Raw genomic sequence first — 26,737 nt, forward strand, 5'->3', positions numbered from 1 at the left:
GTGTGGTGGGAGTGCCCGCCCCGGGAGCACTGCTCCCGGCCCGGCGCGCCCGCCCAACCTACAGCGGACGCCCCTGCCGTACGCAGGCATTTTTCCGTTCCTGAACCGGTCCTGAACGGTCCTGGACGGTCGGCCGGCGGCCCCCTGGGCCGATGGACGGCCCTCGGGGGCCGCTCCGGGCCGCCGGTGCTCAGAGCTGGGACTGCACCTGGGAGGAGATGAGGTCCAGGTGGTCCAGGTCGTCGAGGTCGAGGATCTGGAGGTAGATCCGCCGGGAGCCGATCTCCGCGAAGCGGCCGATCCTGTCGACGACCTCGGCCGGGGAGCCCGCCAGGCCGTTGGCCTTCAGCTCCGCCACCTCACGGCCGATCGACGCCGCCCGGCGGGCCACCTCCGCGTCGTCCCTGCCCACGCAGGCGACGAGCGCGTTGGAGTAGACGAGGTCGTCGCCCTTACGGCCGGCCTCCTGCGCGGCGGCCCGCACCCGGCCGAACTGGCGCTCGCTGTCCTCGACCGACGCGAACGGCATGTTGAACTCGTCGGCGTACGTGCCCGCGAGCCGCGGTGTACGGGACGCGCCGTGGCCACCGATGAGCACCGGCACCTTGGCCTGCGCGGGCTTGGGCAGCGCGGGCGAGTCGGTGAGCTGGTAGTGCGTGCCGTCGTACGAGAAGGTCTCGCCGGCCTTCGTCGCCCACAGTCCGGTGACGATCGCCAGCTGCTCCTCCAGGCGGGCGAACTTCTCCTTCGGGAACGGGATGCCGTACGCCTTGTGCTCCTCCTCGAACCAGCCCGCGCCCAGGCCCAGTTCGACCCGGCCGCCGGACATCTGGTCGACCTGCGCGACCTGGATCGCCAGGACGCCGGGCAGGCGGAACGTACCGGCCGTCATCAGCGTGCCGAGCCGGATCCGCTTGGTCTCGCGGGCGAGTCCGGCGAGGGTGATCCAGGCGTCCGTCGGGCCCGGGAGGCCGTCCACGGAGCCCATGCGGAGATAGTGGTCCGAACGGAAGAAGGCGTCGAAGCCGAGGTCCTCGGTCGCCTTCGCCACGGTGAGCAGGGTGTCGTAGGTGGCCCCTTGCTGGGGCTCGGTGAAGATTCGAAGATCCATGCCTCCCATCCTGCACGGTCCGCCGGCCGGCGGCCGCACCGGTGGCGCCGGTCGTCCGCCCCTTTCCTCCGCGGGCCGGCGCAAGCCCTACGCGGGCTCCTGGTCCCGCACGGCGAGTCTTCGCAGCATCTCGAGCACCCGGTCCCGCGACTCGTCCGCCGCGTCGATCGCCTCCATGCACTGCCAGTACATCCCCTCGTCCACCGCCGCACAGGCGACGCCGACGAGCGCGATACCGACCTCCGCGAGCAGCCCGCCGAGCTCGAACAGCGCGCGCCGCGCGTCACCCAGCTCGGTCAGCCGGGCCGCCCGCATGCTGCCCACCTCGGTCACGGGAGCCCCGAGGATCCCGCACCCCCGCCCCGCCAGCTCTGTCAGCCCCAGCGCCTCGCCCCGTAACTCCGGCGGGCCGGACACCGCGACCCTGCTGCCTATCGCCTGGGCGAGGGCATGGGCCTGCCAGGCCTCGGCCATGGTCCCGGAGGCGTCGCCGCTCCTCATCAGGGCACACCTGCTCGCACCGATGAGCCGCACCGCATCCATCCACTGTCCCCGTCTGTCCCGACGCGCTGACCGCACGCCTGCCCGAACTCCGCCTGCCACTACCCAGAGTGAGGTGTGTCGGGACGAAAAGCCAGAGGAAGTCTGAAATCTGCGGACACGTAATCGAATTTGAACAGATCGATAACTACTGAGAGTAACAATCGGAATTGTTGGTCCCTTTTCCCGGCCGTCACCCCCGAGTTGGCGGAGTTGGTCGAGTTGGCGGGACCGGGAACCTCGTCTCGTTCCGGTCGATCTTCGCGTCCAGCGCCGCGAGGGGATCGACGCCGAGCACCTCGCACAGCTGGAGCAAGTACGCGAGCACGTCCGCGACTTCGTCCCGCACGCGCGGGGCCCTCTCCGGGTCGTCCATCACCCCCGCCGACTTCTCGGGCGTCAGCCACTGGAAGATCTCCACGAGTTCGGACGCCTCCACGCTGAGCGCGGCGACGAGGTTCTTGGGCGTGTGGTAGGGCTGCCAGTTCCGGGCGGCGGCGAACACGGCCAGCCTCCGCTGCAGGGTCGCCACGTCAAGTTCGGTCACGGCCCCAGGTCTACCACCGTCGCTCCGTCGATCCCCGCCGCCCAGGACGCGTCGCTCACCGCCCCCACCAGCCGGATGTGCCCGCGCTCGCACATGCGGGCCGCCAGCCGTACGAGCCCGTCCCGCTGGCGTGCGTCCAGGTCGCGGTCGAAGCCGTCGGCGAGCACGGTGAGCGTCTGCAGGGCCGCGGGCACCTCCCCGGCCGGGTCGACGTCGAGCACACCGGGACCGGTCAGCAGCACCAGGGCCAGCGCGAGGTACCTCAACTCGCCGTTCCCCAGCCGCCCGAGCGGCGTCCGCAGCCCGTCGCCCCGGTCGAGCAGCGCCCTGACCGTCACCGCGGAACCGCCGGCGGGCCCGGCCTGCGCCAGCACGTCGGCGACCGGGCCCGCGCACCCCGCCCGCACCGCGTCGACCAGCAGCCCGTGCCGCCGCCCGCACTCGGCGCGCGTCCGCAGGAGGACCTCGGCCAGGTTGCCGCAGCCGCGCAGCAGCCGGCCCGCGCCGAGCGGCACGGCGGTGCGCATGGCGCCGGGCAGCGGATCGCAGACGAACACCGACCGCAGGGCGACCACCATCTGCTCGGCGGCGGCGATGACCCGGCACTGGCCGTCCGTCCGGCCCGCCACACGCAGGGGCAGCAGCGCGGTGCCGAGCCGGTCGTCGGGCAGCGGCGCCCGTGTCACCGGGGACAGCCCGGCCGTGTGCCAGGCCGCCTGCACGGTACGCCGGCCCGGGTCCCGCAACGCCGTCTCCAGCAGGGTGAGCCCGGCGACGGTCAACCGCTCGCCCACGATGCGCAGTTCGGGTTCGGCCTGCACCGCCACGTCGAGCCGCACGGCGCCCTCGGGACCGTGCGCCGTGCAGCCGATGCGGAAGCCGCGCCGTCGCTGGGCGTCGGGCCGGGCCCTCTCCGGCACACAGGCGTCCGGGTCGGGGAACACCTCGGCCAGTACGGCGCCGCCGCCGAGCCGGGCCAGTGCCTCGTACGCGTGCAGGGCGCCGGACTTGCCGCTGCCGCTGGGCCCGGCGAAGAGGGTGAGGGGGCCGAGCAGGAATTCGGCACCGCGGTGCCCGGCGAACGCCGAGAGCCGCAGTTCGGTGACGCTCGGGCGGCCGGTATGCGCCCCGGTCCGTGCGGGGGTGGTGCCATATGACACGTTCATGCCCGGACGGTAGGGCTCCGCCGTGAGGCCGAACCGTTTCGTCCGCGGACCTTCCCACCATCGGGCGACCCGGTCATCCGGGCGGCGGGAACCGCTTCACACGATGGGGGCGAGTTCGCCCCGCGGCCCCCTCGTCCACCGTCACCGGGCGCTCATACGCCCGGGATGCCGGCGCCCTTCATCAGTCCCCCCACCTCGGTGCCCGGCGGCGTGAGCAGGAAGACGTTCCGGTCGACCCGGTGCATCCCGCTCGCGAGGCCGAAGACCACGCCCGTACTGAAGTCCAGTACGCGCTTGGCGACGTCCGTCTCGGCGCTGGTGAGGTCCAGGAGGACCGGGACGCCCGACATCAGCGTCTCGGCGACCTCGCGGGCGTCCGCGAAGATGTTGACGCGCAGCACCACGAAACGGCGTCGCGTCTCGGTCTCCGCGTCCGGCATCGAGCGGTGGTCCACCGACGACGGCCAGGCATCCCGGCCGCGCAGAGGAACTACCTGGGCGAGGCCCTCCCACTGTTCATCGGTGACGTCGTGGCTGTTCACCGGCTCCCCCCGCCCTGAATCGTCCTGATTGCCTGCTCCCGCCATTGTTGCGCATGGTCACCCGTTCGGCCGAATGCGACACGGACCGCAGCTGACCGACCGTAGCGTTCCGGCGTCCCTCGCACCGGGCCGACCGCTCCTGTGTGACAGGCGTAACGCTCCCTGGGGGCCGGCACCGGGCGGCGAACCGTTCCCGGACACGGAGCATCAAAACTTGCACCGTTCGTTTACTTGAACTGTTCGTGTTTATGTCAGTAGGTTGACCCCATGACCGCATCCCGGCCCGCGAGCACCGCCGAAGAGCTGCGCGGCGCGGGCCTGCGGGTGACGGCCGCTCGCGTCGCCCTGCTCGAGACCGTCCGTGACGGCGCCCACCTCGGAGTCGAGGCGATCGCCTCCGGCGTACGGGCCCGCGTGGGACACATCTCGCTCCAGGCCGTGTACGAGGGTCTCCACGCGCTGACCACCGTGAAGCTCGTGCGCCGCATCGAACCGCCCGGCAGCCCGGCCCTGTTCGAGGGGCGCGTCGGGGACAACCACCACCACCTCGTGTGCCGGTCGTGCGGTGTCGTGGCGGACGTCGACTGCGCGACCGGGCACGCCCCCTGTCTGACCGCGTCCGACGACCACGGCTTCTCGGTCGACGAGGCCGAAGTCATCTACTGGGGCCTGTGCCCCGCCTGTTCCACCGCTTCCACCGCTTCCACCGCCAGCAGTTCCTGAGTTCCACCAGCAGTTCCCAAGTCCCACCAGCAGTTCCTGAGCATGTGATCCATGCCGTTCGGAAGGATTCTTATGACCGACAACCATGACGCGATCGTCACGGACCCGAAGCCGGAGGAGGCGGGAGGCTGCCCGGTCGCGCACGGCCGCGCCCCGCACCCGACCCAGGGCGGCGGAAACCGTCAGTGGTGGCCCGAGCGCCTCAACCTGAAGATCCTCGCGCAGAACCCCGTCGTGGCGAACCCTCTCGGTGAGGACTTCGACTACGCCGCGGCGTTCCAGGGTCTCGATCTCGCCGCGGTCAAACAGGACATCGCCGAGGTGCTGACCACTTCACAGGACTGGTGGCCCGCCGACTTCGGGCACTACGGCCCGCTCATGATCCGGATGGCCTGGCACAGCGCCGGCACGTACCGCATCAGCGACGGCCGCGGCGGCGCCGGTGCCGGTCAGCAGCGCTTCGCCCCGCTGAACAGCTGGCCGGACAACGCCAACCTGGACAAGGCCCGCCGGCTGCTGTGGCCCGTGAAGAAGAAGTACGGCCAGAGCCTGTCGTGGGCCGACCTCATGATCCTCACCGGCAACGTCGCCCTGGAGACGATGGGCTTCGAGACCTTCGGCTTCGCCGGCGGCCGCGCCGACGTGTGGGAGCCCGACGAGGACGTCTACTGGGGTCCCGAGACCACCTGGCTCGACGACCAGCGCTACACAGGCGACCGTGAGCTGGAGAACCCGCTCGGCGCCGTCCAGATGGGCCTCATCTACGTCAACCCCGAGGGCCCCAACGGCAACCCGGACCCGCTGGCCTCGGCCCGCGACATCCGTGAGACGTTCCGCCGGATGGCGATGAACGACGAGGAGACGGTCGCCCTGATCGCGGGCGGTCACACCTTCGGCAAGACGCACGGCGCGGGCCCGGCGGACAACGTCGGCGACGACCCCGAGGCCGCCTCCCTGGAGCAGCAGGGCCTCGGCTGGAAGAGCAGCTACGGCACCGGCAAGGGCGGCGACACCATCACCAGTGGCCTGGAGGTCACCTGGACGAGCACGCCGACCCGGTGGAGCAACGGCTTCTTCAAGAACCTCTTCGAGTACGAGTGGGAGCTCACGAAGAGCCCCGCGGGCGCCCACCAGTGGGTCGCGAAGGACGGCGCCGGCTCCGGTACGATCCCGGACGCGCACGACTCGTCGAAGAGCCACGCCCCGAAGATGCTGACGGCGGACCTCGCGCTGCGGTTCGACCCGGCGTACGAGCAGATCTCGCGCCGCTTCTACGAGAACCCCGACCAGTTCGCGGACGCCTTCGCCCGCGCCTGGTACAAGCTGACCCACCGTGACCTGGGCCCGAAGTCGCAGTACCTCGGCCCGGAGGTCCCGGAGGAGACCCTGCTGTGGCAGGACCCGCTGCCGGCGGTGACGCACGAGCTCGTCGACGCGGCGGACGTGGCCTCCCTCAAGAGCCAGATCCTCGCCTCGGACCTCACCGTCCCGCAGCTCGTCTCCACCACGTGGGCGGCCGCCTCGTCCTTCCGCGGCAGCGACAAGCGCGGCGGCGCCAACGGCGCGCGCATCCGCCTGCAGCCGCAGATCGGCTGGGAGGTCAACGAGCCCGACCGCCTCGCCTCGGTGCTGCGCACCCTGGAGGGCATCCAGGAGTCCTTCAACTCCGCGCAGAGCGGCGGCAAGCGGGTCTCGCTGGCCGACCTGATCGTGCTGGCCGGTGCGGCGGGCGTCGAGAAGGCGGCCAAGGACGGCGGCGTCGACATCGAGGTCCCGTTCACGCCGGGCCGCGTGGACGCGACGCAGGAGCAGACGGACGTGGAGTCGTTCGCCGCGCTCGAGCCGACCGCCGACGGTTTCCGCAACTACCTCGGCAAGGGCAACCGCCTGCCGGCCGAGTTCCTGCTGCTGGACAAGGCCAACCTGCTGGGCCTGAGCGCCCCCGAGCTGACCGTCCTCGTCGGCGGCCTGCGCGTCCTGGGCGCCAATTACGGCCAGTCCGCGCACGGCGTCCTCACCCACACCCCGGGCACCCTGACGAACGACTTCTTCGTCAACCTCCTGGACCTGGGCACGACGTGGAGCTCGACCTCCGAGGACCAGACCTCCTTCGAGGGCCGTGACGCGGCCACCGGCGAGGTCAAGTGGACCGGCACCCGCGCCGACCTGGTCTTCGGCTCGAACTCCGAGCTGCGTGCGCTCGCCGAGGTCTACGCGAGCGACGACGCGAAGGAGAAGTTCGTGAAGGACTTCGTCGCGGCCTGGACGAAGGTCTCGAACGCGGACCGCTTCGACCTGGTCTGAACCCAGCAGCCCAGTGAGGGCTGATGCCCGGGCCGGTCCACCTGGACCGGCCCGGGTCTCGTCTTCGGCCGTCCGGCGGACGGCGCCGAACGATGCTCAGCGGCTCAGCAGCCGCAGCACCGCCTCCTCCACCGGCTGGGTCGCCAGGCCGCCCGACTCGGGGACCGAGCCGAGGGCGGCCAGTGCGGGGGCGATCGTCCTCCCCTCGTCGAAGAGCTCGAACAGGCGCGGGTTGATGTACGAGGCCCGGCAGACGGACGGGGTGTTGCCGAGGTAGCCGGCCACCTCGCGGACCGCCCGGGCGGCGGCACGCTTGCGGGCGGTCTGCGAGGTGTCCGCCACGTCGGCCGACACGGCCAGGGCGACCGCGGCGAGCACCGTGGCGTGCCAGGTGCGGAAGTCCTTGCTGCTGATGTCGAGGCCCGCGAGGCCGCGCAGGTGCTCGTTCAGGTCGGTCGCGTCGATCCGGTGCCAGCGGCGCGCCTCGTAGTAGGCGAAGAGGTGGTCGTCGTCGTCGCGGCGGCGCAGCAGGGCCCGGACGATGTCGTGGGCCTGCTCGTCGACGATCTCGCGGCAGTAGCGGCGCCCGCTCTTCGCCGCGTAGTCGAAGGCGACGGCGCCCCGGCGGCAGGTGACCTGGTGGCGCCGTACCGTCGTCAGGCCGTAGGAGTCGTTCGTCTTCGCGTAGCGGTCGTCGCCGACACGGAAGAAGCCCAGGTCGAGCAGGCGGACGCAGAGCGAGAGGATTTTCTCCCGGGTCAGGCCGCGGTCCTCCAGTCCCTTGGCCACCTGGCGTCTCACGTCGGGCAGTACGGCGCCCACCTCCAGGACGCGCTCGTGCTTGGCGGCTTCCCGCTGCTCGCGGAAGCGGGGGTGGTAGAGGTACTGGCGCCGGCCGGCCTCGTCCGTGCCGACCGCCTGGATGTGACCGTTCGGGTACGGGGAGATCCAGACGTCCTGCCAGGCCGGCGGGATGACGAGGTCGCGTACGCGCCGCAGCGCCCGCTCGTCGCGGAGGGGCCGGCCCTCGGTGTCGAGGTAGCCGAAACCGCGGCCGTGCCGGCGCCGGCGGTAGCCGGGCTTCGTGAGGTCACTCGTCCGGAACCGCATCGCGCTCCTCCTCGTCCGCCTGCGGGGCTGCGGCCCCTCAGGGACGTGGGTTCCCCTTCCCACCCGCCTCAAAAGAAGCGGTTTGCCCCGGGACGCGTACCGGGTTCAGAAGGCGTACCGGATGCGCAGCCACGGCGCGTGCCGCTCCAGCAGGTCCCGCAGGCGTGCCAGGGCCCGCTGCTTGGTCTCCAGGGCGTAGCGGACGTTGAGCGCGCCGTTCTGCGAGCGCTTGGTCTCCTGGATGTCCGGCTGCCACAGCAGGTCCTCGGCGCGGGGGTGCCAGCCGAGGTTGACCTCGTGGAGCGACCGGTTGTGGGTCAGCATGATGATCTCGGCCGCCGCCTGTTCCTTCACCCGGGCGGGCAGGACGTCGTCGAGGTGGGCGAGCAGGTCGGCCCAGTCCCGCTCCCACCCCGGGCGCAGCACCACGGGTGAGAGGTTGAAGTGGACCTCGTACCCGGCGTCGAGGAAGTCGGCAGCCGCGGCGATCCGCTCGGGGACCGGGCTGGTGCGGACGTCCAGCAGCCGGGCGTCGTCGGCCGGCATGACGGAGAAGCGCACGCGGGTACGGCCCCGCGGGTCGAGCGCGAGCAGGTCGGGGTTGACGAACTTGGTCGCGAAGGACGCCTTGGCCGTCGGCAGGGTCTTGAACGCGTCGATGAGGTCGGCCGTGTTGTCGCAGACCAGCGCGTCGACGGAGCAGTCGCCGTTCTCGCCGATGTCGTAGACCCAGGCCTCGGGGTCGCACTGGTTGGGTTCCGGTTTGGGGCCCTGGGCGCGTACGTGGCGCCGGACGTGGGCCACGATCGCCTCGATGTTGGTGAACAGGGTGATGGGGTTGGCGAACCCCTTGCGGCGCGGGACGTAGCAGTACGCGCAGGCCATCGCGCACCCGTTGGAGGCGCCCGGGGCGATCCAGTCGGCCGACCTGCCGTTGGGGCGCGTCGACAGGCTGTGCTTGACGCCGAGGACGAGCGTGTCGGTCTTGATCCGGGCCCAGCGGGCGATGTTGCCGTCGTTGCCGTGCAGGGAGGGGATGCCCCAGTGGCCCTCGACCTCGGTCACCTTCACTCCCGGCAGCCGGGACATGATCTGCTGCCCGCGCGGGGAGTCGAGGGCGGCCGGCTCGGCGTACACCTCCCGCACGTCGAGCATCCGGCGGGCCCGGGGGCTGTCCCGGAACGTCCCGTCGGCGGTCTTCGCGGGCGCGGCGCCCGGTGCCTCGGCGTCCGCCCAGTCGAACAGTGTCTGCTGCTCGGGCTCCCCCGAGGCCGGTTCTCCCACCTGCTGATCCACGTGCTGTTCCTTTCCACGTCAAGTGTCTCAGCTGCGACGGCCTCGGTCCCGGTCCCGGCGGTCGGCCGCGGTGGTGCCGGTTCCGGTGGCGGGGCCGTGCTGCCAGCGGGCGGTGGAGCGGTCGAGGTGGGCCAGTCCGCGCTCGGCGAACGCGTCGAGCCAGCCGGTCATCGGCCACCATCCCCAGCGCCGGTGGAAGATCCCGGCGTTGCGCAGGATGTCGTCCAGGTGCCCCACCGGCGGGCTCGTGACCGGGTGGTACTGGTGGAAGGCCGGCGCACCGCCCACCCAGGTGAGCCGGACACCGGCCGCGCGGGCCCGCTGCCCGTAGTCGGTGTCCTCGCCGCCGTACCCCTCGTACTCCTCGCAGAAGCCGCCCACCGCGTGCCAGGTGTCGGCGGTCAGGGCGAAGGACAGCGACCAGAACAGCGTGTGGTCCGCGGCATCGAGGGTCTCGTGGGGCGCGGGGACGGGCCGGGCGGGGTGCGGTTCGGCGAGCGCGGGGAGGTCGGCGAGGCGGTAGCCGGCCGGGCCGGGCGGCGGCAGGTGGGCGACGGTGCCGCAGAGGAGGGAGCGGTGGTGGGCGGGGTCACGGGCGACCCGCGCGTAGCGCTCCAGCAGCCGTTCGCCCGGTACGCAGTCGACGTCCAGGAACACCAGCAGTTCGGCGCCGCGCTCCAGGGCGTGGGCGGCGCCGAGGTTGCGGGCGCGGGCCAGGGGCAGGCGCCCGTCGCGCACCGGGCAGTCGACGACCGTCGCGGCGGGGTCCCGGCCCGCGAGGACGGCGCCCAGTTCCGTGTCCCCCATGGCGACGACGACGTACTGCTCCGGCACGCACGTCCCGGCGGCGAGCCCCTCCTGCTGCAGCACGAGATGCCGGTGCCGCCCGGCCACGGGTGTGACGACGGCGGTACGCATCACAGGGACCGGGTCTGCGGAGCGGGGGCGGTCGGAGCCGCTGCGGCCGCAGTGGCCGGGGCGGTCTCGGCCGGGGTGGTCGCGGCCGGAGCCGCTGCGGCCGGGGCGGTCCCGGTCAGGGCTGCCGCGGCCAGCGCGGCCGCCGCCCGGGACGCGCCGTCGCCCGGGGCCCACAGCGCCCAGCGGTCCCCGCCGAGCGTGAGCGCCCGTTCCAGCAGCGCGGGCCAGTCCCCGGCCGCCGGCCAGTGCGGGGCGACGACCGCGAGCCCGCCGCGCGTCAGGGCGCGCCCCGTGGCGGCCTGCTCGCCGAAGGGCCGTTCCTGCGGGACGACCACCGCCGGGCGGCGCGCGGCGGCGCACTCCGCCAGGGCGTTCTGGCCCGCGTGGGTCACCACGACGTCCGCCGCGCACAGGGCGGGCCACGGGTCGGCCGACCAGCCGCCGTCCGGGCCGCCGTCCGGGCCGCCGAGCGTCGTCCACCGCCAGCCGGGCGTGGCGGCCCGCGCGGCCTTCACCTCACCGGGGGACACGTCGGTCCCGCCCGAACCCATCAGCAGCAGCACCTGCCGGGGACGCGACCCGCCGACACGTTCGGGGGACGGCCGCGTACGGCCGTCGAAGCGGGAGAAGGCACCGGTGTGGACCGTCTTGGCCCACCAGCGCTCCGGCCACCCGGGCTCGGGCAGCGCGGCCGGCCAGGGCGCGAGCAACAGCTCGGCCAGGTCGTACGCCATGACGTGCGGGCGGTCGGACCGCTCGCCCCGCATCGCCGCCACCACGACAGGCGTGCCCAGCAGCCGGGCCAGCAGGGCCACTTCGACGGAGACGTCGGACACCAGCAGCCGGGGCGAGGCCGCCTCGATCCACCGCGCGATCAGCGCCATGCGCCCGCGGAGCCCGGCGTGCCCGGTGGGCGCCCAGTGCAGCCCGCCGCCCGCCGTCACGTCGCCGTACGCCGTCGGGTCGCCGTCGTCGTCCCTGGGCAGCCGCACCCACCGGCCGGGCCAGTCGTTGGGCGCGGGCAGGCTGGACAGCCCGGTCACCGGCAGGGGGCAGTGCGCGGCGACGGTCCGGGCCCGGTTCAGGTGACCGCTGCCCTGGTGGTGCACGTAGTAACCGATCACGTCGGCCCCGTCGGTCCCGTCGGTCATGGCGGTCATGGCGGCCCCGTCGGTCATGGCGGTTGCGTCGGTCATGGCGACACCGACTGGTAGAACCGTTCGTAGCTGCGGGTCATGGCCTCCACCGAGCAGAAGGACTCCGCGTGCCGCCGGGCCTCGGTCCTGGACAGGGCGACCGTCGGCTCGACGGCCGCCGCCAGTGCCGCGCAGTCACCGGGCGGCACCAGCCGGGCGCAGCCGTCCGTCACGATCTCCGGCAGCGCGCCGCGCGCGAACCCGCACACCGGTGTGCCGCAGGCCAGCGCCTCGGCGATCACCAGTCCGTACGGTTCGTCCCAGCAGGGCGAGACGACGGCGGCCGCCGAGGAGCCGACCAGCTCGCACAGTTCGGGCTGGGGAAGGTGTCCCTCGTAGGTGATCGTCCTGTCCAGGCGGGGGCGGACGCATGCCTCGAAGTACTCCGTGTCCCCCACGGGCCCCGCGATCCGCAGTCCCCGGCCGGCCAGCCGGGCGGCCTCGATCGCCAGGTGCGCGCCCTTCTCGGGCACGATCCGGCCCGACCAGACCAGGTCCTCCCCGCCGGGGCCCGGGTGCCAGCGGTCGGTGTCGATGCCGTTGCGCACCACGGTGGCGGCGGGCACCACGTGCCGCCAGGCCGCGGCGGTGTGGTCGCTGACCGCGCTGAACCGCATCGGGCAGTGGGGCGCCGCCTGGATGGCCGATTCGAGCCACGGGGTGGGCGGGGTGTGCAGGGTGGTGACGGCCGGGACGGGGAGCGCGGCGGACATCGCCACCGGCAGGTAGTGCAGGCTGTTGTTGTGCACGATGTCGTACCGCCCCGGCCCGCGGGCGAGGTCCAGCATCAGTTCGAGGTAGGCGTGGTGCTCGGCCAGCCAGTGCGCGGCCACCATGCTCGTGTCCCGGCAGGCGGCCGCGCTGATCCGGGGCGGCCGGAACGGCATCTGCACGACCCCGAGGGCCGGGTCCGAGCCGGGCCCGGCGAAAATCGTGACCTCGTGGCCGCGGGCGCGCAGCGCCTTGGACAGCGTCCAGGTCTGCGCTTCGAGACCGCCCGCGAAGGGATCCCGGATCGGGTGCCGCGCGGAGGCGATCAGGGCGATCCGCAGGGGCGCGGACACGGACCGCGGCGGGGGCGGGGGCGGGGGCGGCGAGGCAGCCTTCACAGGAGGTCCGCGTAGAGCGCCTCGTGTGCCCGGGCGAGCATGAGGCGTTCGGCCCGGCGGTCCGCCGGGTCGGCCCGCAGGTCGGGCCGTTCCTCGTACGCGGTGCGCACCGCGTCCCGCAGCGACGCCTCGTCCAGCCCCCGCCGGTCGTGGCCGTAGGAGAGGCAGGGCCGCTGCTGCGCGTAGAACCCGCAGGTCGGGGCGAGGACAGTGGTCCCCAGGTCGTAACAGGCCTCCAGCCATCCGGAGTGGGTGCCGAAGCGGTACGGCAGCACGGACACGTCGAGGCCGATCAGGTAGTCGTAGAGCGCCTCGTCGTCGAAGTAGTCGTGGACGTGCAGCTCCAGCCGCTCCTTGCGGTCCATCCCGCGCAGCTCGTCGAGCACGCCGGGCGCGTACCAGTGGCTCGCCGGGTCGTCGATCTCCGGGTGGCAGTCGACGCGCAGCACCGCGTCGGGCAGTTCCGACAGCGCGTCGGCGAGGACGCGGGTCACGGGCAGCGGGTCCATGTTGGGGCGGATGCTCTTTGCGTGCAGTCCGACCGTGAACGTGTCCCGTTCCGGCCGGGGCCGCACCAGGCCGGCCGCTCCGACCACGTGGGGGTGCGGCAGGATCTGGGCCGTACGTCCCCAGCGGGCGGCGATCTCGGCCGCGGCGCCCGGCGTGAGGGTGACGAGCCGGTCCGCCGCGGGGATCAGCACGTCGAGCTGTGCCCGGTGCTCGCTCTCGTCCTGGTGGTGGGGGTTGACCAGGTCGTGGACGGTGTAGACGAGCGGTTTGCCGTTGCGGCGCAGGGCTTCGACGAGTGCGCGCAGCGCCGCGGGGCTCTGCGCGTCGAACCCGAAGTGCAGATGGAACACGTCGAAGACCCCGGCGTGTTCGTCGACCCACCCCGGCTCCAGCATGGTGGGCGGCCACCACTGCCGGGACCCGACGGGCGCCCCGCAGGGCCGGGGGTCGGTCAGCCGGATCACCCGGTCGCCTCCGGGCGGGGACAGGTGCCGGACGTAGACGTGCCCGGCGGGAACGGAGGCGACCCGGATGATCCGGGAGGCCGCGCCGGACCGGCCGGCCGACGTGGCGGGCGTGGCCGATGCGGTGGACGCGGCGGACGCGACAGGCATGGCCGATGTGGTGGACGCGGTGGGTGTGGCGGGCGCGGTGGGCGTGGCGGGTGTGGCGGGCATGGGCTCCGCCGGGTCCGGCCGCGCGGTCGAGCCGGTGCGGGCGCCGCGCGTCCGCGACGGCTGCTCCGCAGGGTGACGGGGGATGACCGGTTCGGACACAGCTGTCTCCTCGTTCCGTCTCGCCGGGGCCGCCCCGACGGCCCTCCGGGTCCAGGTGGCCCTTCAGGTCCCGGCAGGGCGTCGTACCGCGTGGGGCACGGCGGAGGCCCGTCTCCGCGACCCACGATCCTCCGGCCGCAGGTGGGCGGCATGCCGGGCACGACCGGCCGGGTGAACGCGACGGCCGACCGACCGGCCGACCGGTGGACCGCTGACCGCCGTCCCCGGAGCGGCATCCGGTCACCGGCGTCGCGGTCGGGAACAATCCCGGAGAGCGCCAGGACGGCCGACATGGGGACCCGGCCGGGGGGTAATCGTCAGCGAATCATCCACAGGAGGCGACGATGGACTCCTCGGTCGACCGGATCGGCGACCCGTGGGGCGGCCGCGTACCGTACGGACGGCACGGGCGGTGGCCCGCCCGGGTGGACACCTTCCTCGCGGACGGCGTACGGCCGGACATGGTGCAGGACTGGGTGCGGGCCGCGTCGATCCTCCACTCGGACGGCGACGCCATGGACATCGCCGTCGTCGACGGCCGCATGGTCGGCATGCGGGGGCGGGCCGACGACCGCGTCAACCGCGGCCGGCTCGGCCCCAAGGACCTGTACGGCTGGCAGGCCAACGCCTCCCCCGACCGCCTGACCCGGCCCCTCGTACGCGAGGGCGGCCGCCTGGTGGAGAGCGACTGGGACACCGCGATGAGCCGCGTCGTCACCCGCTCGCGGGACCTGCTGGCCGAGCGCGGTCCCGGCTCCCTCGGCTTCTACACCTCGGGCCAGCTGTTCCTGGAGGAGTACTACACCCTCGCGGTGCTGGCCCGGGCGGGCATCGGCACCAACCACCTCGACGGCAACACCCGGCTGTGCACGGCGACCGCCGCCGAGGCCCTCAAGGAGTCCTTCGGCTGCGACGGGCAGCCCGGCAGCTACGACGACATCGACCACGCCGACGTGATCGCCCTCTTCGGGCACAACATCGCCGAGACCCAGCCCGTGCAGTGGATGCGGATCCTCGACCGCCTGGCGGGCACCGATCCCCCGCGGCTGCTCTGCGTGGACCCGCGCCCCACCAGGGTGGCCCGCGCGGCCGCCGTGCACCTCGCCCCCCGTACCGGCACGAACGTCGCCCTGCTCAACGCGCTGCTGCACGAGATCATCCGGACCGGCCGCGTCGACCACGCGTACGTCGGGGCGCACACGGTCGGGTACGAGGAACTCGCCGCCCGGGTCGAGGACTGCACCCCCGAGTGGGCGAGCGGCATCTGCGACGTCCCGGCCGCCCGGATCGGCGAGGCGGCCGAACTCCTCGGGTCCGCCGACCGCCTGCTGTCCACGGTGCTGCAGGGCGTCTACCAGTCCCATCAGGCGACGGCCGCCGCCGTCCAGGTCAACAACCTGCACCTCATCAGGGGCATGCTGGGCCGCCCCGGCGCCGGCGTGCTGCAGATGAACGGGCAGCCCACCGCGCAGAACACCCGCGAGTGCGGCGCCGACGGCGACCTGCCGGGCTTCCGCAACTGGCAGAACGACGCGCACGTGGCGGACCTGGCCGCGGTCTGGAACGTCGAGCCGGACTCGATCCCGCACTACGCGCCGCCCACCCACGCGATGCAGATGTTCCGGTACGCCGAGCAGGGCTCGATCCGGATGCTGTGGATCAGCGGCACGAACCCGGCCGTGTCACTGCCGGAGCTCGCACGCATCCGCTCGATCCTCGGCCAGGAACGGCTCTTCGTGGTCGTACAGGACCTGTTCCTGACCGAGACGGCACGGTACGCCGATGTGGTGCTGCCTGCCGCCACCTGGGGCGAGAAGACCGGCACGTTCACCAACGCCGACCGCACCGTGCACCTGAGCGACCGGGCCGTGGATCCACCGGGCGAGGCCCGCCCGGACCTGCGCATCTTCCTGGACTACGCGGCGCGGATGGACTTCCGCGACAAGGACGGCGGGCCGCTCATCACCTGGCACGACCCGGAATCGGCGTTCGAGGCGTGGAAGCGCTGCAGCGCCGGCCGCCCCTGCGACTACACCGGCCTCACCTACGACGCGCTGCGCCGGGTCGGCGGCATCCAGTGGCCGGTCAACGAATCGGCGCCGGACGGCACCGACCGTCTCTACACCGACGGCATCGACTGGGCCCACCCCGACGTGTGCGAGACCTACGGCAAGGACCTGGTGACGGGCGCGTCGGACGGCGTGGTGGAGTACCGCTCCCTGAATCCGGACGGCAAGGCCATGATCAAGGCCGCCGGATACGTACCGGCGCACGAGGAGCCGAGCGGGGAGTACCCCTTCCGGCTGACCACGGGCCGCACCCTGTACCACTTCCACACCCGGACCAAGACCGGCCGCGTACCGCAGCTGAACGCGGCGGCGCCGGACGTGTGGGTCGAGATCGGCGAGGCGGACGCCGCTGCCCGGGACCTGGCCGAGGGTGACCTGGTCGAGGTCCGCTCACCGCGCGGCGCGCTCCGCGGCCGGCTGCGGGTCACGGAGCTCCGGCCGGGTCTGCTGTTCGTGCCGTTCCACTACGGCTACTGGGACACGCCCGCCGGCTCGGGCCCGGACGGCGGCGCCGCGGGCAGGGCGGCGAACGAGACGACCGTCACCGACTGGGACCCGGCCTCCAAGCAGCCCCTCTTCAAGACGGCGGCCGCCTCCGTGACCCTCGTCGAGCGGGGCGGCGGACAGCAGGCACCGGCCCCGACGACGACCGCGTCCGCACCGGCGGACCGCACGGGTGTCCGGCCCACCGCCGGAGGGCCCGGCGCACACGCGGCGCAGGCCCGGGACAGCGCATGGGACACCGACGCACCGGACGCCGGCGTACGGGACACCGGCGTACGGGACACCGACGCACCGGACGGCGGCGTACGGCACACCGACGTACGACGTACCGACGTACGGCACACCTCGGGAGGCGACCGGTGAACGGCGTCCAGCTCGCCCTGCACACCCTGCACCGCGGTGAACGGCACCTGGCCACGGAGCTGGTCGCGGTGGCGGACCGGCACCGTGCCGAGCACGAGGTCCACCATGTCGCCCGCGACATCGCCGCGTGGTCGCGCGAGCACGTCCGGCGCCTCGCCGAGGCGTCCGCCGCCCACGGCCTGGACCTCGACGACCCACCCGACGGCCCACCCGACGGCCCGCCCGACCCGACCGGCCCAATCGATCCACCCGGCCTATCCGGCCCACCCGGTCTGCTGCTCCTGCGCGACCTGCGCGACCTGCACCTCGCCGCGACGCACAACTCCCTGCACTGGGAGATGCTCGCCCAGGTCGCGCAGGCCACCAGGACCGCCGGCCTGCTCGCCCTCACGGCCTCCTGCCATCCGCAGACGCTCCGGCAGATGCGCTGGACCAACACCATGATCAAGAACTTGTCACCGCAGGTGCTGGCCAGTCTGTGACGCCCCCTCGATCTGGGCATCCGGGGGATCCGGCCGCCTGACGGACGCTTCCCCGGGTATACGGCATCTCGTGCACACTCCCCCCGCCGAGCCCCGGACGTCGCCGGACGCCCCCACAGCGCTCAAGAAGGTCCTGACCACCCCGCTGCTCTACTTCTTCATCCTCGGCGACGTCCTCGGCGCGGGTGTGTACGTCCTGGTGGGCCAGGTCGCGGCCGACGCGGGCGGCGCCGTGTGGGTCCCCCTGCTCGTGGCACTGTGCCTGGCACTGCTGACGGCGGCCTCGTACGCCGAGCTGGTCACCAAGTACCCGCGTGCGGGCGGTGCCTCCCACTACGCCACCCTGGCGTACGGGCCCTTCGCCGGGTTCCTCGCCGGTTTCTGCATGCTCGCGGCCGGTGTCGTGTCGGTGGGGGCCCTGGCCCGCGGGTTCGGCGGCGACTACCTGTCGGAGTTCGTCACGCTCCCCGTGGTGCTGGTCACGGTCGTCTTCCTGGCCGCGCTGGCGTTGCTGAACGCACGGGGCATCAGCGAGTCGACCAGGGCCAACACGGTCGCCACGGTCATCGAGGTGAGCGGGCTGCTGCTGGTCATCGGGCTCGGTGCCTGGATCGTGCTGCGCGGCGACGGCGACGTGGGACGCCTGACGGATCTCGGTACGGCCGAGAAGGGGGCCGCGTCGGCGGTGCTCAGCGGGGCCGTGCTGGCCTACTACTCGTTCGTCGGGTTCGAGACGTCCGTCAACGTGGCGGAGGAGACCCGCGACCCCCGGCGCACCTATCCGAGGGCACTCTTCGGAGCACTGATCACGGCCGGCGCGGTGTACGTCCTGGTCGGCGCCGCGGCTGCGGCGGCCGTGCCGACGCAGAAGCTGGCCGAGTCCAGTGGCCCCCTCCTGGAGGTCGTGCGCGCGGCCGGCGGGGTCCCCACCGAGCTGTTCAGCGCCATCGCCCTGGTCGCGGTCGCCAACGGCGCGCTGCTCACCGGCATCATGTCGTCGCGGCTGGCCTACGGCATGGCGAGGGACGGCCTCCTGCCGGGCTTCCTGACCAAGGTCCTGCCGGGCCGCCGCACCCCCTGGGCCGCGATCGCCGCGACCACGGCCCTCTCGCTGCTGCTCGCGCTGACCGGCGACGTGGCCACCCTCGCCTCGACGCTGGTCCTGCTCCTCCTGGTGGTCTTCTTCCTCGTCAACACCGCGGTCCTGGTGCTGCGCCGCGAGGAGACCACCCGGGACCACTTCAAGGCGCCGACCGTCGTGCCGGTCCTGGGAGCGGCCTCCTGCGTCCTGCTCGCGACGCGGATCGAGGGGGACGTCTGGCTGCGCGGGCTGGTCGTCCTCGCGGTGGGCGCGGTGCTGGGCGCGGTGGCGGCGGCACGGGTACGGCGCGCCCCCCGGACCGAACCGGTCACTTCTTCGGGTCGTGGCCCCAGTTCATGAGGGAGTACCGCCACTTGGTGTCCGTGACGTCACCGGAGGGCTTCTGCTTGAGGTGGCGGTGCACGTAGCCGACGACCTTCCGCATGTGGGCGATGTCGTCGTCGGTCAGGTCGCCCTTGTTCTTCTCCAGCAGCTTGACGATGCGGCGCCCGGACTCGTGCCCCACGCTCTCGCCGCCGTCGGACTGACCCACGCTCTTCGAGTCGTCCGTGTCCAGCCACTTCTTGAGGCTGCCCGGCGTCATGTTGACGGCGTCACCGAACTCCTTGATCGTGTCCTCGCGGTCCGTGTCGCTCTTCCCGCTCATGACCCGCCGCTCTTCTTGCGCAGCGCCCCGGGCTTGTGGACGGCGTTGCCGCCGGACTTGTCGCTCTCGACCTCGTACTGCGGCTCGTCCTTCGATGCCTTGACGCTGCGCCCGGCGGCCTCCGTGTCCCCCGTGATCTTCTTCTTCACCTTGCCGGGGACGGTCTGCCCATGACTGCTCCAGGAGACCTTGTCCCCCTTCTTGAACTCCTTGTCCTTCGCCACGTTCCATACGCTCCTTGCACTCGGGGCGCCCTGCCCGGCCGCCCTGACGGACAACGCTTTCCACTGTCGCGCCGTTCGGACCGGGACGCACGTCCAGAGCCAGGACCACGACCAGGACCATGACCAGGACACCGGGTGCGGTACCGCGCCGGAGGGGCGAACGAGGGACGGACGAGGGACGGACGGCTGCCGAGCGGGTCGCTGCGCGGTACCCACGCGCTCACCGCGTCGGCGGAGGGCCGTAGACCGTGGCCGCCCGGCTGTCCGTGTGTCCCCCGGGGCGTGGGCAGGATTCGCCGGCCCGGCGGCGGCCGGGCGAAACGCCTGACCGGAGCGCGTCAGCGCCGCCGCCGGTCGGCGCGGAGTTCGAAGTCGCCGTAGCTGTTGTCGGCGGGGTTGACGGTCACTCCGGGAGCGACGATCTCGTCGACGGCGTCGAGCACGTCGGCCGGGAGCGTGATGTCGGCGGCGGGCAGGAACGCCTCCAGCTGCTCCCTCGTGCGCGGCCCGATGATCGCCGAGGTGACGCCGGGGTGGTTGATGACGAAGGCGACGGCCAGTTCGATCAGGGTGAGGCCTGCCTTCTCCGCCAGGAGCGCCAGCTGTTCGACGGCGTCGAGCTTGCGCCGGTTGGCGGGACTGGACGTGTCGAAACGGGCCGCGGGGCGCGCCGCGGAGGCCGGGCCGGAGAAGCTGTCCTTGCGGTAGCGGCCCGAGAGCCAGCCGCCGGCGAGCGGGCTGTAGGTGAGGGTGCCCATGCCGTGGCGGCGCACGGCGGGCAGGACGTCCTCCTCGATGCCGCGGACCAGGATCGAGTACGGCGGCTGCTCGGTCACGAACCGCTCCAGGCGCCGCTCGCGGGAGGCCCACTGGGCCTCGGCGATCTGGGAGCCGGAGTAGGACGAGGACCCGATGTAGCGGACCTTGCCCTGGTGGACGAGGTCGGAGAGGGCGCCGAGGGTCTCGGAGACGTCGGTGTCCGGGCTGGGGCGGTGGACCTGGTACAGGTCGATGTGGTCGGTGCCCAGGCGCCGCAGGGAGTTCTCGACCGCGCGGATGATCCAGCGGCGTGAGCCTCCCCGCTGGTTGGGGTCGTCCTGGTCCATCGGCATGAAGAACTTGGTGGCGAGGAAGACGTCCTCGCGCCGGTCCTTGAGCGCCTTGCCGACGATCTCCTCCGAGACGCCGCCGGAGTAGACGTCGGCGGTGTCGACGAAGTTGATGCCCGCGTCGAGGGCCCGGTGGATGATACGGATCGAGTCGGCCTCGTCCTCGTTGCCCCAGGGACCGAACATCATCGCCCCCAGGCAGAGCGGGCTGACGCGGACGCCGGTGCGGCCGAGCGGTCGGTACTGCATGAAGTGTTCTCCTCGATCATGGGGGGGGTCAGTCGTTCGCCGCGGGGACGACGGTGCCCGTGCCGGCCCAGCTGGCCAGCAGGCCGAGGGCCTCCCGCTCCGGCGAGTCCGGTTCGGGCGTGTAGAAGTTGAGGCGGAGACCGGGGTCGGAGGGCAGGTCCATCGCCTCGTAGGGCAGGGCGAGATCGCCGACCAGCGGATGGTGGAGCCTCTTCGTGCCGGAGCGGTGGAACTTCACGTCGTGGCGCGCCCACCGGCGGGCGAAGTCCTCGCTCCTGGCCGTCAGTTCTCCGATCAGGTCGGTCAGTGCCCTGTCGTACGGAGCGCGGCCCGTCTCGGCACGCAGGAAGGCGACCGCGTCGTCGGCCCCCTTGTCCCAGTCGGCCCAGAAGTCCTGGCCGGCGGGGTCCAGGAACATGAAGCGGGCGTTGTTGACCGGCCCGCGCTGCGCGAACAGGGGCGAGTCGAAGACCGGTGCGTACAGCGCCCGCCCCAGTGCGTTGGCGGCCACGATGTCGAACCGGGCGTTGCGTACGTAGGCGGGCACGCCGGTCATGGAGTCGAGCAGCCGCAGGATCGTGGGCCGTACGCGGGACGTGGTCACCGTGGGGCGCCGTCCCGACGGGGTGGCCGCGCGGGCGAGGTCGTAGAGGTGGGTGCGTTCGGCCTCGTCGAGCTGCAGCGCGTGGGCGAGGCCTTCGAGGACGGAGTCGGAGGCGCCGCTGAGATTGCCGCGCTCCAGGCGCACGTAGTAGTCCACGCTCATGCCCGCCAGCAGGGCGACCTCTTCGCGGCGCAGACCCGCGACGCGACGGTTCCCGCCGTAGACCGGCAGTCCGGCCTGTTCAGGGGTGATGCGGGCCCGCCGGGTGCTCAGGAAGTCGCGCACCTCGGCGGCCAGGTTCTTCTTGTCACCGGGCGAGGGCTTCGGCGGGACCGGGGACACGGGGGCCTCCTCCTGATCGGGCGGCGTGGATCTGGGCCGGCCACTTCACCGTAGGTCCGTCGGCGCGCATCTGCGAGGTACTGCCATGACCGGGAAGAGCGGTGCCTCCCACCCGCGCGCCCGTCCGCGGTTTCCTGGACGAGGCCGGGGACCGCACCTGCGGCAGGGGCCCAGGCCACAAGCCGTCCAAGGTGCTCAAGGTGCTGGCACGACGGTGAACAGGCAACCTGGGATGGCCGGCGCTGCCGCCGGCGATCGTGGCCGTCCTCAGCCTCGTCGTGCCCTCCGGCCTCAACCTCATCGTGCCCTCCGGGCCTCCTATGACGAAAGGTCCGTCCGATGCAGACCCTCACCCTCAACAACGGCGTCGAAATGCCCGCTCTCGGACTCGGTGTCTTCCAGACCCCGCCCGAGGAGACCATGACCGCCGTCAGGGACGCGCTCGACCTCGGCTACCGCCACATCGACACCGCCGCCGCATACGGCAACGAACGCGAGGTCGGCCAAGCCGTCCGCGACTCCGGAGTGCCCCGCGACGACATCTTCGTCGAGACGAAGATCTGGATCAGCGACTACGGCTACGACGAGACCCTGCACGGCTTCGACAAGAGCGCCGCCAAGCTCGGCGTCGACCGGATCGACCTGCTGATCCTGCACCAGGCCCTGCCGTCCGACTTCGACAGGACCCTCGCCGCCTACCGCGCGCTGGAGAAGCTGCTGGCCGACGGCAAGGTCCGCGCGATCGGCGTCAGCAACTTCATGGTCGACCACCTGACCGCGCTGCTCGACGCCACCTCCGTCGTGCCCGCCGTCAACCAGCTGGAGATCCACCCCTACTTCCAGCAGCGCGCCGTCCTCGACTTCGACGCCGCCCACGGCATCCTCGACCAGGCGTGGTCCCCCATCGGCGGCATCACCTTCTACCCGGGCTACGGCGAGCACCGCAAGAGCGTCCTGCAGGACCCGGCCGTGACCCGCATCGCCGAGGCCCACGGCAAGAGCCCCGCCCAGGTACTGCTGCGCTGGGGCCTCCAGCAGGGCCGCTCGGTCATTCCCAAGTCCACCAAACGGCACCGCATCGCCGAGAACATCGACGTCTTCGACTTCGAGCTCACCGCCGACGAACTCACCGTCCTGGACACGCTGGAGACCGGCCGACGCGGCGGCCCCGAGCCCGAGAAGGTCACCCTCGCGGACTTCGGCCGCGCCATCCCCGAGGCCTGACCGGACACTCCTGCGCTCAAGACCGGCTCGTCTGCGCTCAAGACGGCTCGTCCGAACTCGCGCGGTACGCGTCCGGCGTCGAGGGGCCTGCAACGTTGAGGGGCCTTGGTGCCGTACGGCACCAAGGCCCCGAAGGAACTGCTACACCATCTGCCGGTTCTTGATTACTGCACCGGCCTTCTGTTTCCGCCCGCCCGACCAAGTCGCTGTCGGGGACGCGGGGATCGCGGTTGCCGGACCGGAGACCACCTCACTATCGATGTCCTGCGGTACCCGGGCCCAAAAAGCTCCGCCCGGGCGATCCCGATGGCGCTCGCTTCCTCCGTTCTTCCCTCTTGAACAACTTTTCTTCCGAAGGGGACTGCGAACTGCTTTTCCTGCGGGTGATGCGAACTGCTGTGACCTGGGAAAGCGTCACTCTCCGGCAGCCAGCCCCGTCGCCCGTCGTGCGCCTGCTTTGGCTTGGAACCCCACTGCCGAACCTCCCGGTACGTGCGTCCGCAGCCGGCGCCTTTACCGAGGTGCTGCTCTGTTACCGCGCTGCTGGATCCCGCGAACCACCTGTGCGGGTACTGCGGTCCTGCTCACGGCGGCCCCTGATCACTGCGGGCCACCCGGTCCGGCCGTCAGCCCCGTCGCCGTCCTGCAACCGCACTGGCTTCGGAACTCCACCGCCGTACCGTCCTGCGTACTGCAACTACGTACCGCTTCCCGGCAGTTCATCTCTGCCGGGCCCTGGTGTCTCTCTGGCTACGAGAAGAACCATACCCACGACACCGAGCAATGTCTACTCTCGCCAACATAGATTTTCGGAATCTCCGAGGTGGGCTAATCGGCTTCGACCGGACCCGTCCCCTCGGACTGCGGTCGGGCAGGCACCGGGTGGGCGGGGACGGCGTGACAGCGGGCCCCGCCCGCGTCCCGGCTCCCGTCTGCGGCCGGCGGGCCGGCTTGCCGACGGTCTCAGGACTCGTCGCGCACGTCGTCCGGGCTGAGCCCGGCTTCCTCCATCGCCTCCCGCATGGTGCGTCCGGTGGCGCCGTCCTCCCGCTCACCGGTCGTCTTCTCGCCAGGCGCCTCGATGACGTCGTTGGTGGACGTCGTCTTCGGACGGCTCTCCTCGGGTACGGTCATGACTTCTCCTCGCTGGTCCGTGCGGCGGGCTCAGGCCGGGTGGTCGGGCTGCTGCTCGGGAGGCGTACCGCCGCCTTCCCCTCCGCCCTTGTCTCCGCGGTCCGTGCCATGGGCACGGCCGCCGCTCCCGTGGGCGGGCTGTGCCGCCTTGCGGGCCTGGCTGTCCTGCGGAGTGCCCGCCCCCTTGTCACTGCGGCGCAGTTCGGGCTGTTGCGGGTTCGACATCGGCTCTCCTCCTCGCTTCACCTGCGTACCGGAACACCTGCCGATCACACGGGTGGCTCACGGGCTCCGCCCCAAACGTTCAGCCGGGACATTCGCCCCGTGGGCCTGCCGTCGGGCGCCTCGCCGGGCGCCCTCACACGGCGTGCTCGGCGCTGGCTGCCGGCCACCGGCTTGCGCGCCGCTCGCGGTACCGCGCCTGACTGCCGGGCTCCGGGCCCTGAACCCAGGGCCCGGAGCCCGGAGCCCGGCAGCCTCTGCCAGTCGGCCGGGAAGGCGGCGCGCCGCGGACGACGCGCCGGTTCGAGCCGCGAGGGAAGTGGATGCCGACCGGGCTCAGCCGGTGGACAGAGCCTGGAGCAGGTCGCCGACCTCGGGGTCGGGCAGGGCGCGGGCGACGTCGGCCTGGGCGACCATGCCCACCAGGTCGTGCCCGTCGATCACCGGCAGGCGGCGTACCTTGTGCGCGCTCATCGTGCGCAGGATCTCCTCCACCTCGTCGTCGGCGCCGATGGTGACGGCCTCGCCCTGGGCGAGTTCGCCGACCGGACAGGTGGCGGGGTCCTTGCCGGCGCCGAGGATCTTCACCACGATGTCCCGGTCGGTCAGCATGCCCTTGAGCCTGTTGTCGGTGCCGCAGATCGGCAGCGCGCCGACACCGAGGTCCTTCATCTTGCGGGCGGCGTCCAGCACCGTCTCCTCGGCGCCGATGCACTCGGCTCCGCCGGTCATGATGTCCCGCGCCTTCGTCATCACGTCTTCCTTTCCTGTCTGTCTTTCCTGTCTGTGCGGCCACGGTCCGCCGGCGTCGTTGCGCTCGCGTCGAGGCCACGTCCTGTCGATGCGGCATGTGTTCCCAGACGTCCCGCGCCATAACGAGGTCGTTCCGGACAATCGCCCGCCGGCCTGAACGCCGGCCCGAGCGGGCGGCTCGCGTCGACGAGCCGGGCACGGTTTGCGGCCGGGGCGGCGTGCACCGGTCGGCCGGCGGCGAGGGCGGCCGGCCGTCGTCCGACGCGGACTCGTCGTTTCGGTTCCGGCGCCCGTGCAACTCGGTCGTGGTACGTACCGCACCCGGGCACGGGCCCGGCCCGCCGTCGCCGGAGCACCTGTCCGGAGCACCTATGAGGAGGGCAAGGATGGACCACTCTCGTGTCCCTGTACTGGAGGCGCTGCAGGAGTTCCACCGTCGCGGCGACGTGGTGTACGGGCCTCCCGGCCACAAGCAGGGGCTGGGAGCCGATCCCCGGGTCCTCGACATCGTGGGGAAGGGCGTCTTCGCCTCGGACGTACTGTCCCTGAACGGGCTCGACGACCGCCGTGAGTCACAAGGGGTGCTCACCCAGGCGGAAGAACTGATGGCCGACGCGGTCGGCGCGGAGCACGCCTTCTTCTCCACGTGCGGCAGTTCCCTGTCGGTGAAGACCGCGATGCTGGCGGCGGCCGGACCGGGCGAGAAGCTCCTGATCTCGCGCAACGCCCACAAGTCCGTGATCGCCGGCGTGATCGTCAACGGCGTGATCCCGGTGTGGGTGCATCCGAAGTTCGACGCCGAACGGCATCTGGCCCACCCGCCGGAGGCGGACGACGTACAGCGAGCGCTCGACGAGCATCCGGACGCCAAGGGCATGCTGCTGATCACCCCCACGGACTGGGGCTCGTGCGCCGACATCCGCGGCGTCGCCGCCGTCTGCCACGACCGCGGCATCCCCCTGATCGTCGACGAAGCCTGGGGAGCCCATCTGCCCTTCCACCCCGACCTGCCGGCATGGGGCATGGACGCCGGGGCGGACCTCGTCGTCACCAGCGTCCACAAGATGGGCGGCGCCGTCGAACAGAGCTCCGTCTTCCATCTGCAGGGCGACCGGATCTCGCCCGAGGTGCTCAAACAGCGGGAGGACCTGCTGGGCACCACGAGCTCCTCCTCCCTCGTATACGCCACCCTCGACGGATGGCGCCGCCAGATGGCCGAGCACGGCCACGACCTGCTGGACGCGGCCCTGCGGCGAGCGGCGCGTGTCCGCGAGGCGGTGGCGGGCCTCGACGGCCTGCGCCTGATGGGCCCGGAAGTGGTGGACCAGGGCCTGGCGGCCGAACTGGACCCGCTGAAGATCACCGTCGACGTGCGGGAGCTGGGCATCAGCGGGATGCAGGCCGCCGAATGGCTGCGCGCCCACTGCCACGTGGATGTCGGGTCCTCCGACACCTGCCGGATCAGCGGACAGATCACCCACGCCGACGACGACCGGACCGAGAGCCTCCTGGTCGACTCGCTGCACCGCCTCGTCGAGCAGGTCGACACCATCGGCAAGCAGCCCCCGGTCCGCCTGCCCGAGCCCCGCGCGCTGCAGCTCGAACAGGCCATGCGGCCCCGCGACGCCTTCTTCGCCACCGCGGAGCACGTCCCGGCCGACCGGGCCGTCGGGCGCATCGCAGCCGAAATGATCAGCCCGTACCCGCCCGGGGTCCCCGTCGTCACCCCCGGCGAGGTCATCACCCGGGAAGCCGTCGACTACCTGACCAGCGGCGTGGCCGCCGGCATGCTCATCCCCGACGCCGCCGACCCCACCGCCGAAACCCTGCGCGTCACAGCCCGATAACAAGGCGACAGACCG

At 72.3% G+C, this 26,737-nt stretch carries 26 protein-coding genes; 8 read left to right on the forward strand and 18 right to left on the reverse strand.

What is annotated here, in order from left to right:
* Positions 1–190: 190 nt before the first annotated feature.
* From QFZ75_RS10170 to QFZ75_RS10190, 5 genes are all read right to left on the reverse strand, one after another.
* A complete protein-coding gene (locus QFZ75_RS10170; RefSeq protein WP_307535736.1) occupies positions 191–1,111 on the reverse strand; it encodes an LLM class F420-dependent oxidoreductase in 921 nt (306 codons plus the stop codon).
* An 87-nt stretch (positions 1,112–1,198) separates the two neighbouring features.
* Entirely contained in the window at positions 1,199–1,654 is a 456-nt protein-coding gene (locus QFZ75_RS10175) for a DUF6099 family protein (protein WP_307535738.1), read from the reverse strand.
* 190 nt (positions 1,655–1,844) lie between these two features.
* Positions 1,845–2,198 (reverse strand): nucleotide pyrophosphohydrolase, encoded by a 354-nt coding sequence (locus tag QFZ75_RS10180; protein WP_307535739.1) that lies wholly within the window; start codon positions 2,196–2,198, stop codon positions 1,845–1,847.
* Entirely contained in the window at positions 2,195–3,364 is a 1,170-nt protein-coding gene (locus QFZ75_RS10185) for an ATP-binding protein (RefSeq protein ID WP_307535741.1), read from the reverse strand. The genes QFZ75_RS10180 and QFZ75_RS10185 overlap by 4 nt, the downstream gene beginning before the upstream one ends.
* Before the next feature lie 152 nt (positions 3,365–3,516).
* Positions 3,517–3,951 (reverse strand): cell division protein SepF, encoded by a 435-nt coding sequence (locus QFZ75_RS10190; RefSeq protein WP_307535743.1) that lies wholly within the window; start codon positions 3,949–3,951, stop codon positions 3,517–3,519.
* 222 nt (positions 3,952–4,173) lie between these two features.
* On the opposite strand from QFZ75_RS10190, the gene QFZ75_RS10195 reads away from it, so the two are divergent.
* Together QFZ75_RS10195 and katG are read left to right on the forward strand one after the other, a co-directional pair.
* The gene (locus tag QFZ75_RS10195; protein WP_307535745.1) at positions 4,174–4,629 is read left to right on the forward strand and encodes a Fur family transcriptional regulator; all 456 of its coding nucleotides are present in this window, start codon (positions 4,174–4,176) and stop codon (positions 4,627–4,629) included.
* A 72-nt stretch (positions 4,630–4,701) separates the two neighbouring features.
* Positions 4,702–6,933 (forward strand): catalase/peroxidase HPI, encoded by a 2,232-nt coding sequence (gene katG, locus QFZ75_RS10200; RefSeq protein ID WP_307535748.1) that lies wholly within the window; start codon positions 4,702–4,704, stop codon positions 6,931–6,933.
* A gap of 96 nt (positions 6,934–7,029) precedes the next feature.
* On the opposite strand, the gene QFZ75_RS10205 is transcribed toward katG, so the two are convergent.
* The 6 genes from QFZ75_RS10205 to QFZ75_RS10230 form a co-directional block, all read right to left on the reverse strand.
* The gene (locus QFZ75_RS10205) at positions 7,030–8,043 is read right to left on the reverse strand and encodes a DNA topoisomerase IB (protein WP_307535750.1); all 1,014 of its coding nucleotides are present in this window, start codon (positions 8,041–8,043) and stop codon (positions 7,030–7,032) included.
* A gap of 105 nt (positions 8,044–8,148) precedes the next feature.
* The gene (locus QFZ75_RS10210; protein WP_307535752.1) at positions 8,149–9,339 is read right to left on the reverse strand and encodes a spore photoproduct lyase family protein; all 1,191 of its coding nucleotides are present in this window, start codon (positions 9,337–9,339) and stop codon (positions 8,149–8,151) included.
* Positions 9,340–9,366: 27 nt separating this feature from the next.
* Positions 9,367–10,257 carry a glycosyltransferase family 2 protein gene (locus tag QFZ75_RS10215; RefSeq protein ID WP_307535753.1) on the reverse strand — a complete coding sequence of 297 codons (891 nt, stop codon included), beginning with the start codon at positions 10,255–10,257 and terminating at the stop codon, positions 9,367–9,369.
* A complete protein-coding gene (locus QFZ75_RS10220; RefSeq protein WP_307535755.1) occupies positions 10,257–11,453 on the reverse strand; it encodes a glycosyltransferase in 1,197 nt (398 codons plus the stop codon). The genes QFZ75_RS10215 and QFZ75_RS10220 overlap by 1 nt, the downstream gene beginning before the upstream one ends.
* On the reverse strand, positions 11,450–12,517 hold the full coding sequence (locus QFZ75_RS10225; protein ID WP_307535757.1) for a glycosyltransferase family 4 protein: 1,068 nt from the start codon (positions 12,515–12,517) through the stop codon (positions 11,450–11,452). The genes QFZ75_RS10220 and QFZ75_RS10225 overlap by 4 nt, the downstream gene beginning before the upstream one ends.
* 41 nt (positions 12,518–12,558) lie before the next feature.
* Entirely contained in the window at positions 12,559–13,686 is a 1,128-nt protein-coding gene (locus tag QFZ75_RS10230; RefSeq protein ID WP_307535759.1) for a glycosyltransferase, read from the reverse strand.
* Here QFZ75_RS10230 and QFZ75_RS10235 point away from each other — a divergent pair.
* From QFZ75_RS10235 to QFZ75_RS10250, 4 genes are all read left to right on the forward strand, one after another.
* The gene (locus QFZ75_RS10235; protein WP_307535761.1) at positions 13,685–13,825 is read left to right on the forward strand and encodes a hypothetical protein; all 141 of its coding nucleotides are present in this window, start codon (positions 13,685–13,687) and stop codon (positions 13,823–13,825) included. The two genes, QFZ75_RS10230 and QFZ75_RS10235, sit on opposite strands and share 2 nt — an antisense overlap.
* 367 nt (positions 13,826–14,192) lie before the next feature.
* Positions 14,193–16,784: a molybdopterin oxidoreductase family protein gene (locus tag QFZ75_RS10240; protein WP_307535763.1), complete on the forward strand. Its 2,592-nt coding sequence runs from the start codon at positions 14,193–14,195 to the stop codon at positions 16,782–16,784.
* Positions 16,781–17,266 carry a hypothetical protein gene (locus QFZ75_RS10245; RefSeq protein WP_307535765.1) on the forward strand — a complete coding sequence of 162 codons (486 nt, stop codon included), beginning with the start codon at positions 16,781–16,783 and terminating at the stop codon, positions 17,264–17,266. Before QFZ75_RS10240 ends, QFZ75_RS10245 begins: the two co-directional genes overlap by 4 nt.
* A 70-nt stretch (positions 17,267–17,336) precedes the next feature.
* A complete protein-coding gene (locus QFZ75_RS10250; protein WP_373465836.1) occupies positions 17,337–18,707 on the forward strand; it encodes an APC family permease in 1,371 nt (456 codons plus the stop codon).
* On the opposite strand, the gene QFZ75_RS10255 is transcribed toward QFZ75_RS10250, so the two are convergent.
* The 4 genes from QFZ75_RS10255 to QFZ75_RS10270 form a co-directional block, all read right to left on the reverse strand.
* A complete protein-coding gene (locus QFZ75_RS10255) occupies positions 18,676–19,014 on the reverse strand; it encodes a DUF3140 domain-containing protein (protein ID WP_307535767.1) in 339 nt (112 codons plus the stop codon). The genes QFZ75_RS10250 and QFZ75_RS10255 overlap by 32 nt on opposite strands.
* A complete protein-coding gene (locus tag QFZ75_RS10260; RefSeq protein WP_307535768.1) occupies positions 19,011–19,238 on the reverse strand; it encodes a DUF2945 domain-containing protein in 228 nt (75 codons plus the stop codon). The genes QFZ75_RS10255 and QFZ75_RS10260 overlap by 4 nt, the downstream gene beginning before the upstream one ends.
* A 338-nt stretch (positions 19,239–19,576) precedes the next feature.
* Complete coding sequence (locus tag QFZ75_RS10265) at positions 19,577–20,596, reverse strand: aldo/keto reductase (protein WP_307535771.1); 1,020 nt, start codon at positions 20,594–20,596, stop codon at positions 19,577–19,579.
* Between the two features lie 28 nt (positions 20,597–20,624).
* On the reverse strand, positions 20,625–21,542 hold the full coding sequence (locus QFZ75_RS10270) for a helix-turn-helix transcriptional regulator (RefSeq protein ID WP_307535773.1): 918 nt from the start codon (positions 21,540–21,542) through the stop codon (positions 20,625–20,627).
* 339 nt (positions 21,543–21,881) lie between these two features.
* On the opposite strand from QFZ75_RS10270, the gene QFZ75_RS10275 reads away from it, so the two are divergent.
* A complete protein-coding gene (locus QFZ75_RS10275) occupies positions 21,882–22,766 on the forward strand; it encodes an aldo/keto reductase (protein WP_307535775.1) in 885 nt (294 codons plus the stop codon).
* Between the two features lie 963 nt (positions 22,767–23,729).
* On the opposite strand, the gene QFZ75_RS10280 is transcribed toward QFZ75_RS10275, so the two are convergent.
* The 3 genes from QFZ75_RS10280 to QFZ75_RS10290 form a co-directional block, all read right to left on the reverse strand.
* Positions 23,730–23,900: a hypothetical protein gene (locus tag QFZ75_RS10280; protein ID WP_307535777.1), complete on the reverse strand. Its 171-nt coding sequence runs from the start codon at positions 23,898–23,900 to the stop codon at positions 23,730–23,732.
* Positions 23,901–23,930: 30 nt separating this feature from the next.
* Complete coding sequence (locus QFZ75_RS10285; RefSeq protein WP_307535779.1) at positions 23,931–24,125, reverse strand: hypothetical protein; 195 nt, start codon at positions 24,123–24,125, stop codon at positions 23,931–23,933.
* Positions 24,126–24,458: 333 nt separating this feature from the next.
* The gene (locus QFZ75_RS10290; RefSeq protein ID WP_307535781.1) at positions 24,459–24,875 is read right to left on the reverse strand and encodes a CBS domain-containing protein; all 417 of its coding nucleotides are present in this window, start codon (positions 24,873–24,875) and stop codon (positions 24,459–24,461) included.
* Positions 24,876–25,261: 386 nt separating this feature from the next.
* On the opposite strand from QFZ75_RS10290, the gene QFZ75_RS10295 reads away from it, so the two are divergent.
* Complete coding sequence (locus QFZ75_RS10295; RefSeq protein ID WP_307535783.1) at positions 25,262–26,722, forward strand: aminotransferase class I/II-fold pyridoxal phosphate-dependent enzyme; 1,461 nt, start codon at positions 25,262–25,264, stop codon at positions 26,720–26,722.
* The last annotated feature ends 15 nt before the right edge of the window (positions 26,723–26,737 follow it).

The sequence above is a fragment of the Streptomyces sp. V3I8 genome, from assembly GCF_030817535.1.
Taxonomy (GTDB): domain Bacteria; phylum Actinomycetota; class Actinomycetes; order Streptomycetales; family Streptomycetaceae; genus Streptomyces.